This window comes from Halobacillus rhizosphaerae (genome assembly GCF_046719735.1).
Lineage (GTDB): Bacteria > Bacillota > Bacilli > Bacillales > Halobacillaceae > Halobacillus_B > Halobacillus_B rhizosphaerae.
Genome location: NZ_JAUTWQ010000031.1, coordinates 1 through 15,863 on the forward strand (window position 1 = coordinate 1; position 15,863 = coordinate 15,863).

19 protein-coding genes and 2 other annotated features are annotated in these 15,863 nt (G+C 42.0%); all 19 genes read left to right on the forward strand.

Features of this window, described 5'->3' with window-relative positions; translation table 11 throughout:
- Positions 1–181: 181 nt before the first annotated feature.
- The 19 genes from radA to Q7A53_RS20225 all read left to right on the forward strand — a co-directional run bounded on the left by radA (position 182) and on the right by Q7A53_RS20225 (position 15,848).
- Positions 182–1,558, forward strand: a complete 1,377-nt coding sequence (gene radA, locus Q7A53_RS20135; protein ID WP_411791007.1) for a DNA repair protein RadA — start codon at positions 182–184, stop codon at positions 1,556–1,558.
- Positions 1,559–2,632 carry a DNA integrity scanning diadenylate cyclase DisA gene (gene disA, locus Q7A53_RS20140; RefSeq protein WP_411791008.1) on the forward strand — a complete coding sequence of 358 codons (1,074 nt, stop codon included), beginning with the start codon at positions 1,559–1,561 and terminating at the stop codon, positions 2,630–2,632.
- 157 nt (positions 2,633–2,789) lie between these two features.
- The gene (locus Q7A53_RS20145) at positions 2,790–3,896 is read left to right on the forward strand and encodes a PIN/TRAM domain-containing protein (protein ID WP_411791009.1); all 1,107 of its coding nucleotides are present in this window, start codon (positions 2,790–2,792) and stop codon (positions 3,894–3,896) included.
- Positions 3,897–3,982: 86 nt separating this feature from the next.
- Positions 3,983–5,176: a bifunctional 2-C-methyl-D-erythritol 4-phosphate cytidylyltransferase/2-C-methyl-D-erythritol 2,4-cyclodiphosphate synthase gene (locus Q7A53_RS20150; protein WP_411791010.1), complete on the forward strand. Its 1,194-nt coding sequence runs from the start codon at positions 3,983–3,985 to the stop codon at positions 5,174–5,176.
- Positions 5,177–5,234: 58 nt separating this feature from the next.
- Positions 5,235–6,704 (forward strand): glutamate--tRNA ligase, encoded by a 1,470-nt coding sequence (gene gltX, locus Q7A53_RS20155; protein ID WP_411791011.1) that lies wholly within the window; start codon positions 5,235–5,237, stop codon positions 6,702–6,704.
- A gap of 44 nt (positions 6,705–6,748) precedes the next feature.
- Positions 6,749–6,967, forward strand: a binding site (T-box leader).
- A 43-nt stretch (positions 6,968–7,010) separates the two neighbouring features.
- The gene (cysE, locus tag Q7A53_RS20160) at positions 7,011–7,673 is read left to right on the forward strand and encodes a serine O-acetyltransferase (RefSeq protein ID WP_411791012.1); all 663 of its coding nucleotides are present in this window, start codon (positions 7,011–7,013) and stop codon (positions 7,671–7,673) included.
- Entirely contained in the window at positions 7,663–9,063 is a 1,401-nt protein-coding gene (cysS, locus tag Q7A53_RS20165) for a cysteine--tRNA ligase (protein ID WP_411791013.1), read from the forward strand. Before cysE ends, cysS begins: the two co-directional genes overlap by 11 nt.
- 4 nt (positions 9,064–9,067) lie before the next feature.
- The gene (locus Q7A53_RS20170) at positions 9,068–9,475 is read left to right on the forward strand and encodes a Mini-ribonuclease 3 (RefSeq protein ID WP_411791014.1); all 408 of its coding nucleotides are present in this window, start codon (positions 9,068–9,070) and stop codon (positions 9,473–9,475) included.
- Positions 9,472–10,215 (forward strand): 23S rRNA (guanosine(2251)-2'-O)-methyltransferase RlmB, encoded by a 744-nt coding sequence (rlmB, locus tag Q7A53_RS20175; RefSeq protein WP_411791015.1) that lies wholly within the window; start codon positions 9,472–9,474, stop codon positions 10,213–10,215. The genes Q7A53_RS20170 and rlmB overlap by 4 nt, the downstream gene beginning before the upstream one ends.
- A gap of 3 nt (positions 10,216–10,218) precedes the next feature.
- Positions 10,219–10,728, forward strand: coding sequence for an NYN domain-containing protein (locus tag Q7A53_RS20180; RefSeq protein WP_411791016.1), 510 nt, complete (start codon positions 10,219–10,221; stop codon positions 10,726–10,728).
- Positions 10,729–10,808: 80 nt separating this feature from the next.
- Positions 10,809–11,465, forward strand: a complete 657-nt coding sequence (sigH, locus tag Q7A53_RS20185) for an RNA polymerase sporulation sigma factor SigH (protein WP_411791017.1) — start codon at positions 10,809–10,811, stop codon at positions 11,463–11,465.
- A 79-nt stretch (positions 11,466–11,544) separates the two neighbouring features.
- Positions 11,545–11,694, forward strand: coding sequence for a 50S ribosomal protein L33 (gene rpmG / locus Q7A53_RS20190; protein ID WP_411791018.1), 150 nt, complete (start codon positions 11,545–11,547; stop codon positions 11,692–11,694).
- A gap of 40 nt (positions 11,695–11,734) precedes the next feature.
- Positions 11,735–11,908, forward strand: coding sequence for a preprotein translocase subunit SecE (gene secE, locus Q7A53_RS20195; protein ID WP_411791019.1), 174 nt, complete (start codon positions 11,735–11,737; stop codon positions 11,906–11,908).
- A 136-nt stretch (positions 11,909–12,044) separates the two neighbouring features.
- A complete protein-coding gene (nusG, locus tag Q7A53_RS20200) occupies positions 12,045–12,581 on the forward strand; it encodes a transcription termination/antitermination protein NusG (RefSeq protein WP_411791020.1) in 537 nt (178 codons plus the stop codon).
- Between the two features lie 153 nt (positions 12,582–12,734).
- Positions 12,735–13,160 carry a 50S ribosomal protein L11 gene (gene rplK / locus Q7A53_RS20205; RefSeq protein ID WP_411791021.1) on the forward strand — a complete coding sequence of 142 codons (426 nt, stop codon included), beginning with the start codon at positions 12,735–12,737 and terminating at the stop codon, positions 13,158–13,160.
- A 115-nt stretch (positions 13,161–13,275) separates the two neighbouring features.
- Positions 13,276–13,971, forward strand: coding sequence for a 50S ribosomal protein L1 (gene rplA / locus Q7A53_RS20210; RefSeq protein WP_411791022.1), 696 nt, complete (start codon positions 13,276–13,278; stop codon positions 13,969–13,971).
- Positions 13,972–14,024: 53 nt separating this feature from the next.
- Positions 14,025–14,173, forward strand: a sequence feature (ribosomal protein L10 leader region).
- A 61-nt stretch (positions 14,174–14,234) separates the two neighbouring features.
- Positions 14,235–14,735, forward strand: coding sequence for a 50S ribosomal protein L10 (gene rplJ / locus Q7A53_RS20215; RefSeq protein ID WP_411791023.1), 501 nt, complete (start codon positions 14,235–14,237; stop codon positions 14,733–14,735).
- 51 nt (positions 14,736–14,786) lie between these two features.
- Complete coding sequence (rplL, locus tag Q7A53_RS20220; protein WP_411791024.1) at positions 14,787–15,149, forward strand: 50S ribosomal protein L7/L12; 363 nt, start codon at positions 14,787–14,789, stop codon at positions 15,147–15,149.
- A 93-nt stretch (positions 15,150–15,242) separates the two neighbouring features.
- Positions 15,243–15,848 carry a class I SAM-dependent methyltransferase gene (locus Q7A53_RS20225; RefSeq protein WP_411791025.1) on the forward strand — a complete coding sequence of 202 codons (606 nt, stop codon included), beginning with the start codon at positions 15,243–15,245 and terminating at the stop codon, positions 15,846–15,848.
- Positions 15,849–15,863 lie beyond the last annotated feature (15 nt).

Genomic DNA, 15,863 nt, shown 5'->3' on the forward strand with positions numbered 1-15,863 from the left:
CGCACTCTAAAGATTTATTATGAGAGTAGAGGGTGTGAAGTAACCTGGAAGATGTAGAATATAAATAATTATTTTGGCGAAGCCCACAGACAGCAGTAAGATAAATTTAATATAATTGATATGACTATGAAACTTTTTCACAAGCTATATCGTATAAACTAGTGTAGAGGGAGAGATTAACTTGGCAAAAAGAAAAACAAAATTTGTTTGCCAGGAATGTGGGTATGAAACTCCAAAATGGATGGGGAAATGCCCAGGGTGTCATCAATGGAATACATTTGTAGAAGAGCAAAGTGCTCCTGCAGGTACTTCCAGACACGTCTTTCAAACGAATTCAGGAACGAGAACAAAACCAGAAAAAATAAATTCGATTCAATCAGAAAAAGAGCCGCGTTTACCTACCGATATGCCCGAGCTTAATCGGGTGCTTGGAGGCGGAATTGTGGCAGGTTCTTTAGTTTTAATTGGGGGCGATCCGGGTATCGGGAAATCAACATTACTCCTTCAGGTTTCCGCGCAGATCGCCAATAAGAATCTTCCTGTTCTTTATATATCTGGAGAAGAATCCTCCAGACAGACGAAGCTGCGTGCAGAACGCTTAAACATCTCATCGGATGAGCTTTATGTATTATCAGAAACCAATCTTCAGGATGTACTTACCCAAATTGAAGCGATTGAACCTAAATTTGTCGTTATAGATTCAATCCAGACAATTTTCAAAGAGGATGTAACCTCTGCGCCCGGCAGTGTTTCGCAAGTCAGGGAATGTACAAGCCAGCTGATGAGAATTGCCAAAAGTAAAGGTATTCCTATATTTATTGTAGGGCATGTTACTAAAGAGGGTTCTATTGCCGGTCCAAGACTACTTGAACATATGGTAGATGCTGTTCTCTATTTTGAAGGGGAGCGCCACCACACGTTTCGAATTTTAAGAAGTGTTAAGAATCGATTTGGCAGCACGCACGAAATGGGGATTTTCGAAATGAAGGAGAAGGGACTTGAGGAAGTCCTCAACCCTTCAGAAATATTCCTGGAGGAAAGGTCTCAAGGAGCTGCCGGATCTATTGTGGTAGCGTCTATGGAAGGCTCACGCCCAGTTTTAGTAGAGATACAGGCACTCATATCGCCCACAGCGTTTGGCAACCCGCGCAGAATGGCAACAGGACTTGATAATAGCCGGGTTCCTCTGCTTATGGCCGTGCTGGAAAAACGTGCCGGTCTGCTTCTTCAAAATCAGGATGCTTATGTGAAGGTGGCAGGAGGCGTGAAGCTCGATGAACCTGCGATAGACTTAGCCGTAGCGATTAGTATTGCCTCCAGTTTTCGTGATCAAGCATCCAATGCGCAGGATGTGGTTGTGGGCGAAGTTGGCTTAACGGGGGAAATCAGGAGAGTCGCCCGCATAGAACAGCGTGTTCAGGAAGCGGCTAAATTAGGTTTCAAGCGTGTGATCATTCCTAAGAAGAATCTTGAGGGATGGACCCCTCCAGATTCCATAGAAGTCATTGGTGTGAATTCAGTGCAGGAAGCCATGAAGGTTACGTTGGGAGATAGATAAATGGAAGGGCATGAAATAAAAGAAAACGGTATTGGAGAAATATTGAAGTTCGTTGCTCCCGGGACCCCAATTAGAAATGGGATTGATAATGTTCTCCGCGCAAATACAGGCGGACTGATTGTGGTTGGTTATGGAGACCAAATCAGAGAGCTTGTTGACGGAGGCTTTAATATTCAGTCAGATTTCACCCCGGCCCACCTTTATGAACTGGCTAAAATGGATGGGGCGCTGATTTTGAATGATGAAGGTTCAAAAATTTTATATGCGAATGCCCAATTGATGCCTGATCCTGATATTTTATCAATGGAAACTGGAATGAGGCACCGAACAGCCGAAAGAGTAGCGAAGCAGACAGGGAACCTGGTCATTGCTATATCACAGCGACGGAATGTTATCACTCTTTATAAAGGATCGCTGCGATATTCATTAAAAGACATTGGCGTCATTTTGACAAAAGCCAATCAGGCAATCCAAACTCTGGAAAAGTATAAAAATGTCCTGGATCAAAGCATTACTAATTTAGGAGCTATGGAGTTTGAAAATATGGTTTCCTTTTCAGAAGTAGTTCAAGTTGTTCACCGGGTGGAAATGGTACTGCGTATCAAAACAGAAATCCTTAATTACGTGAATGAACTCGGAACCGAAGGAAGACTTATTCAACTGCAGTTAACGGAACTAGTCTCCGATATAGAAGAAGAAGCTTCTCTGCTGATGAAAGATTACAGCAAGAGACCCGATTATGAGCCTTATTATATTTTAAGAAAAATGCAGGAAGCGGCAAATACGGATCTTTTAACCGATGAACAGATCTTAAAGCTGTTAGGATACTCGCCCAATACTAAAATGGCAGATGCGATTCATCCTAGAGGCTACCGGATTCTCAGCAGGATTCCGAGACTGCCGCCGCTCATTATCGAGCATCTCGTAGAGCGTTTCAGTACGTTAGATGATATGATTCAAGCTTCCACTAAGGAATTGGTAGAAGTTGATGGAGTTGGGGAGATCCGGGCAATGAAGATCAGAGATGGGCTGGAAAGAATTCAGGAACAATTGTTTGTAGACCGTCATATTTAGCAGGACTATTGACTTACATTTAAGTTATATGATAAACTATTTAGTTTCCAAATTGACTAATTTTGGAACCTGTGCTACTTTAGTAACCATCATTCCTTTTTTTTACGGTTAGTGGTTGTGTATTTTGGTCATACTGTGATCGAGGAGGTGAATAAAAGTGCTTAAGCGAATTGTTCAGTTATTTATTGTGATAACTGGGGGAACACTTGGTTATCTTTATATTCCAGAATTATTTGATATGATTGGCTTTTCCTGGCATGGGTGGATCCAAGCCATAGCGGGAGCTGTTTTAGGAGCACTTATCTTATATTTATTAACGTTCTGGTTAGTGGATTATATTGTGAATTTTCTACGGTGGGTGGAAGACACGCTTGTCCGAGCCCCGGTTGCTGACCTTTTATTTGGAAGTTTAGGATTAATTGTAGGGCTGACCATCGCTTATCTCGTTAACAATCTTTTACTAGATATTCAAATTCAGGTAGTGAATCAAATTTTACCGATCTTTTTAACATTTATTTTAGGATATTTTGGTTTCCAGGTTGGTTTTAAACGGAAGGACGAATTCTTGAATTTACTTGCGATGGCGAGGAAAGACAAGAAAGCGTCAGAAGGGTCTGCAGGAGATTCAGAAATCCTGGCTGATCGTTCCTTAATACCGAAAGAGAAAATTCTGGATACTAGTGTCATTATTGATGGAAGAATTGCCGATATTTGCGAAACTCATTTCTTAGAAGGTACAGTCGTTATTCCTCAATTTGTATTAGAAGAGCTTCAGCATATTGCTGACTCCTCTGATGGCTTGAAACGTAATCGCGGACGCCGCGGGTTAGATATCTTAAACCGTCTTCAGAAGGATTTACCTGTGAATGTCGAGATTTACGAAGGAGACTTTGAGGAAATTCAAGAAGTGGATAGTAAACTCGTAAAGCTTGCCAAGGTCATGGATGGAATTGTAGTAACTAACGATTTTAACTTAAATAAAGTCTGTGAGTTTCAAAATGTTCAAGTCTTAAACATTAATGATTTAGCAAATGCTGTGAAACCAGTCGTTCTTCCTGGAGAAGAAATGACGATTCAAGTCATTAAAGATGGGAAAGAACAAAATCAAGGTGTAGCTTATTTAGATGATGGTACGATGATCGTCGTTGAAGAAGGAAAGAATTATATTGGTAAAACAATTGAAGTCGTAGTAACGAGTGTGCTGCAGACTTCAGCAGGCCGTATGATCTTTGCCAAGCCAAAATCACTTGAAAAAGCCTTGTAAAAACGGTATAAACAAATAGAGAATAACAAAAGTGATAACCAGAGTGTTATCGCTTTTGTTTTTTCAATATGTTTAGGATGGATAATATGACTAATTATACTGCAATTGTGCTGGCGGCAGGGCAGGGAAAACGCATGCTTGCCGGCCGTAATAAACAATTTCTAATGCTGGATCAACTGCCTTTAATCATACATACCCTGACTGCTTTTGCGAAGGACTCTTGGTGCAAAGAGATGGTTCTTGTAACCAATGAGCAGGAACATAAGCAAATGGAAAAGCTGCTTCAAGATTATCCCCCGGGTATGGAGAGGATTCATCTTGTGGATGGGGGTAAAGAGCGTCAGGACAGCGTGTTTGCAGGTTTGAATGCGATTCAGAATACGGACCTTCCTGTATTTATACATGATGGGGCACGTCCTTTTGTCAGCCTGGAGCAATTACACAGGCTCGCGAAAACCGTGGAAGCCGAACAAGCCGCCCTGCTTGCTGTTCCGGTCACCGATACAATTAAAAAGAAAGACGGAAACACCTTAACCACACTCGACCGAAAGACTTTATGGGCAGCTCAAACCCCGCAAGGATTTGAATTTGCTTTAATTTATCAAGCGCATCAACAAGCTCAAGATCGCGGATACTATGGTACAGATGATGCTTCCTTGGTAGAACAGTTAGGAAGAGAAGCAACTATTGTAAAAGGAAGTTATGACAATATAAAATTAACCACTCCAGAGGATTTGCAAAAAGCGGAATCCTATTTAGCAAATCAGCGGAAAGGGAAGAAGGAGGAATCAGCGATGTTTCGGATTGGACAGGGATTTGATGTGCACCAGCTAACCGAAGGACGGAAGTGCATTATTGGCGGAGTCGAAATACCTTATGAAAAAGGGTTGCTCGGACATTCGGATGCCGATGTTTTACTTCATACGATTGCAGACGCTTGTCTCGGGGCCATAGGAGAAGGCGATATCGGAAAGCATTTTCCTGATACGGATCCTGAATTTAAAAATGCGGATTCTGGTAAGCTGCTACAGCATGTATTTGCAATTGTAAGGGAGAAGGGCTATGAGCTGGGGAATGTGGATTGCACTGTTATTGCCCAGGCACCAAAGATGGCTCCTTATATTGAAGAGATTAGAGCGAATATTGCAAGCTTGATGGACGCAGACTTAGATAGAATTAATGTAAAAGCAACAACCACGGAACACTTAGGATTTGCCGGCCGAAAAGAAGGCATCGCAGCTCAAGCCGTTGTTCTGCTGCAAAATAATCCACAATCCTAGCAAAAAAATGATAAAATGAGAAAAGAATGATGAACGGTAGAAAGAAAGGAGAGTTATTATGAGTAACGAAGTAAGGGTGAGGTATGCCCCTAGTCCGACAGGGAATCTTCACATTGGAAATGCACGAACGGCGTTATTTAATTATCTATATGCAAAACATGCGGGTGGAAAATTCATTATTCGCATAGAGGATACGGATGAAAAGCGAAATATTGAAGGCGGCGAACAAAGCCAGCTTACTTATTTAAAATGGCTGGGCATTGAATGGGATGAAGGGGCAGATCTAGGCGGCAATTATGGTCCATACCGCCAAATGGAACGACTTGATTTATATAAAGATTATGTAGATCAACTCCTTAACAAAGGATTAGCGTATAAATGTTACGTAACGGAAGAAGAGCTGGAACAGGAACGCGAGGCTCAGCTTGCTCGTGGAGAAGCTCCTAAGTATTCAGGAGCTCATCGTGATTTAACTCCTGAACAAGTCAAACAATTTGAAGAGGAAGGACGTCAGCCGAGCATACGCCTGAGGGTTCCTGAAAATCATCAGTATTCCTTTAACGATATCGTCCGCGGCGACATCACGTTTGAATCCAGTGATTTCGGCGACTGGGTCATCGTTAAGAAGAACGGGACACCAACTTATAACTTTGCTGTTGCTATTGATGACCATTTGATGGAGATTTCTCACGTCCTGCGAGGAGAAGAACATATCTCTAATACTCCGAAGCAGATGATGGTTTATGAAGCATTCGGCTGGGAGCCTCCGCAATTCGGCCATATGACGTTAATTTTAAATGAGAATCGTAAAAAGCTCAGTAAACGTGACGAGCATATTCTTCAATTCATTGAACAATATAAAAACCTCGGCTACTTTCCAGAAGCGCTGTTTAACTTTATTACTTTGTTAGGCTGGTCCCCGGTCGGTGAAGAAGAGATCTTTACGCAGGATCAACTCATTGATATTTTTGATCCGGATCGATTGACGACTTCTCCTGCTGTATTTGATCAGGCCAAGCTGAAATGGATGAATAATCAGTACATTAAAGCTGCCGACTTAGACCGGGTAGCGGAGCTTGCCATGCCTTACTTAATTCAAGCAGGCAGGTTGTCAGAGGACTTAAGTGACAGCGATCGTAAATGGGCCCGTGAACTTATCGCACTTTACCAGGAGCAGCTGAATTACGGAGAAGAAATTGTAGAGTTAACGGAGTTATTTTTCAAGAAAGAAATTGCATATAGTGACGAAGCTATGGAGGTTCTTCAAGGAGAGCAGGTGCCAGAAGTATTAACCGTCTTTAAGCAGAAGCTGGCAGAACTAGATGAATTTACTCCCGCTAATATTAAGTCTCAAATTAAAGCTGTTCAGAAAGAAACGGGTCATAAAGGCAAGAAGCTGTTTATGCCGATTCGTGTCGCAACCACTGGTGAAATGCATGGACCAGAACTCCCTAATGCCATTCATTTATTAGGTTTAGAAACCGTTACAGTCCGTTTAGATGATGCAGTAAGCCAGCTTGAAGGCTAATTAGTTCACAAAAGCATTTGATTAACATATAGTAAAGATACCTATACGAAGCGTTGAAGAGGAGAAGTAAAAGGCCATTCCCTTACACAGAGAGAATCACCACTCGGCTGCAAGTGATTTTAAGGGACCCCTTTGAAATGCACCTCAGAGTCTTCGTCCGAAATCACTAGGGCGGAGCGGAACCTCCCGTTATCGAGGATTTGTTAAGAGGGGATGTATTCCTATCCCAAACAGAGTGGAACCGCGCTAAACGCGTCTCTGTGCTAATCAGCACAGGGGCGCGTTTTTTTTAAAGGAGGAGAGAGTATGGGGCTGTTAAAAATGTTTAAAGATGATGTCGATGTAGTGTTCGACCAAGACCCGGCGGCGAGATCCTATTTTGAAGTGATATTAACGTATTCTGGACTGCACGCGACTTGGGCACATCGGGTGGCCCATGCTTGCTTTAAACGAAAATTCTTCTTTCTCGCACGTGTGATCTCTCAAATCAGCCGCTTCTTTACCGGAATTGAAATCCATCCGGGAGCTAAGATCGGCCGGCGTTTTTTCATTGATCATGGCATGGGAGTTGTCATTGGGGAAACCTGTGAAATTGGTGATAATGTGACTCTGTTTCAAGGGGTTACTCTCGGCGGCACAGGCAAAGAAAAGGGAAAGCGGCACCCTACTTTAAAAGATAACAGTCTTGTAGCCACCGGTGCTAAGGTGTTAGGTTCGATTACGATTGGGGAGAACTCAAAAGTAGGAGCTGGTTCGGTCGTGCTGAAGGATGTGCCGGACAATTCAACGGTCGTTGGGATTCCCGGTCATGTCGTAATTCAGGATGGCAAGAAAGTACGTAAAAAAGATTTGGATCATCATAAACTTCCTGATCCCGTTTATGATCGATTAGATGAATTAGAAAAGCAATTAGAACAAATGAAGCATGAATTAGCAGAATCTAGAGGAGTGAAGCAAAGTGGCCATTAACGTTTTTAATACATTAACAAGAAAAAAAGAACCGTTTCAGCCCTTACAAGAGGGTAAAGTAAATATGTATGTATGCGGACCTACGGTGTACAACTATATTCATATCGGCAATGCTCGTCCGGCCATTGTATTTGATATGGTCCGCCGTTATTTTGAATACCGGGGTTATGATGTCAAATACGTGCTGAACTTTACTGACGTGGATGACAAACTGATTAAAGCAGCCAATGAATTGGGAGAAGAGGTCCCTGACATTGCCAATCGTTTTATCGATGCCTATCTGGAGGATGTAGGGGCGCTTGGAGTGAAAGAAGCGGCTCACCATCCGCGTGTAACGGAAAATATGGAAGAAATCATCAGCTTCATCAAGGGGTTAATCGAGAAAGGGTTTGCTTATGAAGCAGAAGGGGATGTCTACTTTCGGACCCGTAAATTTGATTCCTATGGCAAGCTATCCCATCAATCCATTGATGAGCTTAGGACAGGTGCTCGTATTGAAGTCGGGGAGAAGAAAGAAGACCCTCTGGATTTCACATTATGGAAAGAGGCTAAATCAGGAGAAATTTCTTGGGAAAGCCCATGGGGAGAAGGACGCCCAGGCTGGCATATTGAATGTTCTGCAATGGCGAAGAAATATTTGGGAGAGACAATCGATATCCATGCGGGAGGACAGGACTTAACCTTCCCTCACCACGAAAATGAAATCGCCCAGTCTGAAGCACACAACGAGACATCTTTTGCTCGTTATTGGATGCATAACGGCTATATTAATATTGAAAATGAAAAAATGTCTAAATCACTTGGTAATTTTGTTTTAGCCCATGATCTTGTGAAAAAGCATGATCCTCAAGTAATTCGATTTTTCATGTTAAGTGTGCAATATCGTCATCCTATTAATTTTAGCGATGAATTATTAAAAGGCGCTAAGAGCAGCTTTGAGCGGATTCAGAATGCGTTCGAAAATATTAAGCATAGAAAACAAGCCAGTATGAACCTTAAAGAGGATGGGGAGAAATGGCTTCAGGAAATTGAACAGCATAAACAGCAATTCATTAAAGAAATGGATGATGATTTCAACACGGCAAATGCCATTTCTGTGCTATTTGATCTTACCAAGTCAGCGAATTTATATCTGCAGTCTGAACAAACGGTTACGGCTGTGCTTGAGGCATACGAACAGACCTTAAAGGAATTGACTCAAGTGCTTGGAATTAAGCTGGAACGTCAAACAGAGCTATTAGACGAGGAAATTGAATCACTAATAGAAGAACGAATCCAGGCCAGAAAAGACCGTAACTTTGAACGTGCCGATCAAATTCGTGATGAATTAAAAGATCGGAATATCATTTTAGAAGATACGTCCCAGGGCATACGCTGGAAAAGAGGGTAATTCGATGGAGGCTGGAAATGTAAAACAATTAAAGAGCCTTGCCCTTGCATATATGGGGGATTCGGTATATGAAATCTATGTTCGACAACATTTGATTGAGTCGGGTAAAGTACGCCCGCAGCATTTACATCAATCTGCGGTGCAATTTGTTTCTGCCATTTCCCAGGCAAAGGTAGTGAAGCATTGGCAGGATGCAGGATTGCTCACGGATGAGGAGGAAGCTGTGCTCAGACGAGGCCGAAATGCCAAGTCTGGGTCAGTTCCAAAGAATACACCTGTTCAAACTTATCGATACTCTACAGGATTTGAAGCGGTGCTTGGATTTCTTTATTTATCCGAACAAATCGAGCGATTAGAAGAGTTAACTGCCTCAGCGATTCAGTTTGTGGAAGAAAGGAGTGGAGAAGAGTGAAGGATGAATGGATTATTGGAAAAAACCCTGTCCAAGAAGCGTTACGGGCAGGACGAGCTATTAACAAGGTATTTGTCTCGGATCAGTTACAGCACCAGGCGTTTAAAAAACTTGAGCAGCTTGCGAAAGAAAACGGCGTGATGGTCCAAAAGGTTCCAAAGAAGAAAATCGATCAATTGGTCGATGGAAACCACCAGGGCGTAGCAGCATCTGTCGCGGCATATGAGTATAGTGAACTGGAGGATTTGTTTGCCAAGGCAGAAGCCAAAGGAGAGGCGCCGTTTTTTATCATTTGTGATGAAATTGAGGACCCTCATAACCTGGGATCTATTTTGCGTACAGCGGATGCGAGTGGAGCCCACGGAGTGATTATTCCAAAGCGGAGGTCTGTTTCACTTACGGCTACGGTGGCGAAAACATCGACAGGGGCCGTGGAGTATGTACCCGTCGTGCGCGTCACTAACTTAAACCAAACCATAGATGAATTAAAGGAACGATTCGTCTGGGTGGTTGGAACAGATGCCGAAGGGGCAGAAGATTATCGTCAGCTAGATGGAAAGATGGCGATTGCATTAGTAATTGGGAGTGAAGGCAGGGGGATCAGCCAGCTGACAAAGAAGAAGTGCGATTGGATGGTCAGCTTGCCCATGACAGGTCATGTGACGTCTCTTAATGCCTCTGTTGCTGCTTCTCTGCTTATGTATGAAGTCCATAGAAAGCGTCACCCCCTCGGGGAATAACAGATGATAGTTTTATTGGTCGATGGATACAATATGATTGGAGCCTGGCCGGAGTTAAAGCAGCTAAAAGAGAGAGATCTCTCACAAGCACGTGACTTGTTAATAGAAATGATGGCAGAATACCAATCTTATACCGGGGACAGAATTATCATCGTATTTGATGCCTACCATGTCAGGGGATTGGAAAAGAAGCAATTAAACCATAAGGTCGAAGTTATTTTCACCAAAGAAAGTGAGACGGCAGATGAACGAATTGAGAAATTAGCCGGCCAATTGAATGATGTCCGTACCCAGGTATACGTAGCAACTTCTGATTATGCGGAGCAAAGAACTATTTTTGGTCAGGGCGCATTTCGAAAATCTGCCCGAGAACTATATATCGAAGTTAAAAATATTGAAAATCAAATAAAAAAAGATGTAGAAGCAAGAAGTGAGGTGCAATATCAGCCTAAGATCCCGATGAATAAAGAGGTAAGAGAGCTTTTCGAGAAGTGGAGGCGTGGAGATAAATAGCTCACCCCCGTGTTGACGCTTTTGAAACGCTTACTGTATAATATTGCTATATTTAGCAAGCACGGTCGGGGGGATCCTGAGTGAGCATCGGTCAAACTGAGAAGAACATCAATGAGTTGGATCTTAGCAAGCTTGATGATGAGGTTATCATTGAACGGATTAATGATGGACAGGTTCAGGCGCTGGATTATTTGATCAATAAGTACAAGAATTTCGTTCGCGCAAAAGCCAGAACGTACTTTCTTATTGGTGCAGATCGAGAAGATATTGTGCAGGAAGGGATGATCGGTCTTTATAAAGCTATACGCGATTATCAGGAGGACAAGCTGTCTTCCTTTAAAGCCTTCGCAGAATTATGTGTCACCCGTCAAATTATTACCGCTATCAAAACTGCCACTAGACAGAAACACATTCCGTTAAATTCCTACGTTTCGCTGGACAAGCCTATTTATGATGAAGAATCAGATCGAACACTATTAGATGTTATTGCCGGTTCGAAAGCGATTGACCCGCAAGAATTAATTGTTAATAAAGAAAAGTTCGGAGATATGGAAGAGAAAATTTCTGAATTATTAAGTGATTTAGAAAAGCAAGTGTTAACTTTATATCTTGATGGCCAATCCTATCAGGAAATTTCTGTAGAACTGAAGCGGCATGTGAAATCCATAGACAATGCTCTTCAGCGGGTGAAAAGAAAGCTTGAGAAGTACCTGGAAGTGAGTGAAATTACCTTGTAATTAGGCAGATTGACAGGTACTTTGAACCGTGCTACATTTATGAAAGTGATTAAACCTCGTTTATTGAGGAGACGAGCATATGCGGAAGAAAGTTATTTTAGCCTGTATAGAATGTCATAGCAGAAATTATAGTACGTACACCAATCGATCCAGCCAATCAGAACGCTTAGAAGTTCGTAAATATTGTAAGAGATGTGGGGCCCATGCTTTACATCGTGAAACGAAATAGAGCATGAAGCCGGCAGGCGCAAGTTTGGGGGTAGGTAAGAATGTTTAAGTTCTTTAAGAATGTAGCTCGTGAAATGCGGAAAGTAAGTTGGCCAAAAGGGCAGGAATTGATGCGTTATACCGTCACGGTTATAGCGACGGTAGCATTTGTGGCTGTGTTCTTTGCGGTTATAGATTTAGGGATTACACAAGTACTTGAACTCATTTCTAAGTAATAGTAGAGTTGGATTTGTGCTATACTGTTAAATAGACTTACAAAAAAACCCGTCAAGCGGGTTTTTTCATGTTGGGCTGATTTTTTATTTAAATTTAAAATAAGGGAGGGAAGGGCAAGCCACTTGTCCTGTATAAATGGAAAAAAGATGGTACGTTGTTCACACCTATTCAGGTTATGAAAACAAAGTAAGGGCTAATTTAGAAAAGCGTGTAGAATCCATGGGAATGGAAGATAAGATCTTCCGCGTATTAGTCCCTGAAGACGAAGAAACCGAGATTAAGAACGGAAAGCGTAAAGTAGCGAAAAAGAAAGTATTCCCAGGCTATGTACTAGCTGAAATGGTTATGACGGATGATTCCTGGTATGTAGTTCGTAATACCCCGGGAGTTACAGGATTTGTTGGTTCGACCGGTTCTGGTTCGAAACCAATCCCTCTCTTACCTGAAGAAGTGGATACCGTTCTTAAACGGATGGGTATGAATGACCAACCGAAAACTGAGGTTGACTTCGAAGTGAAGGAAAGTGTTAAAGTAACAGAGGGACCTTTCGCGAACTTTACAGGTATGATCGAGCATATTGATTTGGACAAACAGAAAGTTAAGGTTCATGTGAATATGTTCGGACGTGAAACACCAGTAGAACTGGATTTTTCACAGATAGAAAAATTATAATAAAATGAACGCTCCCCTTGCATTATGCAAATAAAGATGATAGAATTCTTATGTTCTTTATGTGCCTCAAAGTACAACTATTGAGGCAGATTGCGATGAGTGGGAGGGTTCAAACCCTATTACCACATCACGGACTTTAAGGAGGTGTGTCTCGTGGCTAAAAAAGTTATAAAATTAGTTAAGCTTCAGATTCCTGCAGGTAAAGCTAACCCAGCACCGCCGGTAGGACCTGCACTAGGTCAAGCTGGTATTAACATCATGGGCTTCTGTAAGGAGTTTAACGCTCGTACGCAAGATCAAGCGGGTATGATTATTCCGGTTGAAATTACGGTATTTGAAGACCGTTCATTTACATTTGTGACGAAAACTCCGCCAGCTGCTGTTCTTCTTAAGAAAGCGGCAGGTGTTGAATCAGGTTCAGGGGAACCTAACCGTAACAAGGTTGCTTCTGTAAAACGCGATCAAGTACGCGAAATTGCAGAAACTAAGATGCCTGACTTAAACGCTGCTGACGTTGAAGCTGCAATGCGCATGGTTGAAGGTACAGCGCGCAGTATGGGAATCACAGTTGAAGACTAATCCCACAGCGTCACTCTAAAGGAGTTAAAGGTTGCGAGATAGGAGCTATCCTTCTTTTTCGCAACCTTTATTCGTGGGAGGTAAATCCGTTAAAACCACAAAGGAGGAAAATAAAATGGCTAAAAAAAGCAAGAAGCAGCAAGAATTACTAAAATTAGTTGATCGTACAAAATCTTACGATGTACAAGAGGCAATTAATCTTGTACAAGAAACAGCGAAAGCAAACTTTGACGAAACAGTAGAAGCAGCTTTCCGTCTTGGGGTAGACCCTAAGAAAGCAGACCAGCAGATCCGTGGAGCAATGGTGCTTCCTCACGGTACAGGTAAAACTCAGCGTGTACTGGTTTTTGCTAAAGGTGAAAAAGCGAAAGAAGCGGAAGAAGCGGGAGCGGACTTCGTTGGCGAACAAGATCTTATCGCTAAAATCAACCAAGGCTGGTTTGACTTTGATGTAGTGGTTGCCACTCCAGATATGATGGCTGAAGTTGGTAAACTTGGCCGTGTGCTTGGACCAAAAGGTCTAATGCCAAACCCTAAAACAGGGACAGTAACTTTTGAAGTAGAAAAAGCAGTAAATGAAATCAAAGCAGGTAAAGTAGAATACCGTGTTGATAAAGCTGCTAACATTCATGTTCCAATCGGTAAAACTTCTTTTGATAAAGAGAAACTGATTGCAAACTTTGAAGCGATTACTGATACACTGGTTAAAGCGAAGCCACAAGCTGCTAAAGGCGTTTACATGAGAAACGCTGCGGTTTCATCAACAATGGGACCTGGAATCAAAGTTGACGTTTCAAGCTACGTAAAATAATTTAATTGATTGTTGACTTTCCGTTTTTAATTCATTATAATTAGAAACGTTGTATAAATGAATACGTTATACCGTAGACAGCAGGGGCCGATAGCGCTTAAATTCCTGCCGAGGTGTGTGAATAGACAGAGCAGCGATCAATCAGCCCTGTTCTGACATACGTACCTCCATGTCTGCATGGAGGTACTTTTCTTTTGTGTCGATCTTTCATGGCCCATGACACCGGACGGTATGATTTAAAATAGTCAATAGGAGGTGGAACGATGAGCAAAATTATTGATCAGAAAAAAGAAGTTGTTTCAGAAATTGCAAATAAGTTCCGTAACAGTAAATCTGCAATGCTTGTAGATTACCGCGGTCTTAATGTTGCTGAAGTGACTGAATTGCGTAAGCAGCTTCGTGAAGCAGGCGTTGATTTCAAAGTGTATAAAAACACAATGACTCGCCGAGCAACAGAAGAAGCTGAACTTTCTGAGCTGCATGAAGTTCTAGTAGGACCGACTGCATTAGCATTTCATGAAGAAGATGCTGTAGCTCCTGCGAAGGTTCTTAATAACTTCGCTAAAGATCATGATAACCTTGAAATTAAAGGCGGAGTGGTTGAAGGACAAGTTGCTACTCTTGAACAAATCAAAGAGCTTGCCAACCTTCCAAACTACGAAGGTCTTGTATCTATGTTCCTAAGCGTACTACAAGCGCCAATTCGCAACTTCGCTTATGCGACAAAAGCAATTGCGGACCAAAAAGAAGAAGAAAGCGCGTAAGTCAGCGCTCGTATAATCTAAAATACAAATATTTGAAGGAGGAAATTTCTAATGTCTAACGAACAAATTATCGAAGCGATCAAAGAAATGTCTGTTCTTGAACTTAATGACCTAGTTAAAGCAATTGAAGAAGAATTTGGTGTATCTGCTGCAGCTCCTGTAGCTGCTGGTGGCGGTGCTGCTGAAGAAGCGGCAGAAGAGCAAACTGAATTTGACGTAGTTCTTGAATCTGCTGGAAGCTCTAAAATTAAAGTGGTTAAAGCAGTTCGTGAAATCACTGGTCTTGGTCTTAAAGACGCAAAAGATCTAGTTGATAACGCACCTGGCGCTATCAAAGAAGGTATTTCTAAAGAAGAAGCTGAAGAAATGAAAGCTAAACTTGAAGAAGCAGGCGCTTCTGTAGAAGTTAAGTAATTTCATCTTTTCCAAAGTAAAGCTCGCTGATCATCGGCGGGCTTTCTTTTTCTTAATCAGTGCGGTTCATGACTTTGAGAAGAAGGTGGTCGCATGTCAGAACATTATTATTCAAAGAAGACTACAGCTAAAAGTGAAGAGATCCAGTGGACGTTCACTTTAAGAGGGCACTCTTTTAATTTCACAACAGATCATGCCGTATTTTCTAAACGAGAAGTAGATTTTGGTTCTCGATTAATGATAGATGTATTTAGAGAACCAGATATTCTAGGTGATTTACTGGATCTTGGGTGCGGGTACGGGCCAATAGGTTTAGCGCTTGCTCGAGAGTTTCCTGATCGTCGGATGATTATGGTAGATGTAAATGAAAGAGCGCTTGCTCTTGCGAAGAAGAATGCTGAGAATAATCATATTTCTAACGCAGCCATTAAAGAAAGTGACCGGTTGAAAGCGTTGGAAGGCCGACAATTCGCGGCCATTATTACCAACCCCCCCATTCGTGCAGGTAAAGATGTTGTTCACGCAATGTTTGAGGAATCAAAGAATTCTTTACTCAATCACGGTGAGTTATGGGTGGTCATTCAGAAGAAACAGGGAGCACCTTCTGCAAAGAAGAAGCTTGAAAGTTTGTTCGGAAACTGTGAAGTGGTGGCAAAGCAAAAAGGCTACTATATTCTGAAAGCAATAAGTGTTGACTAGCACTTTTAATTGTGC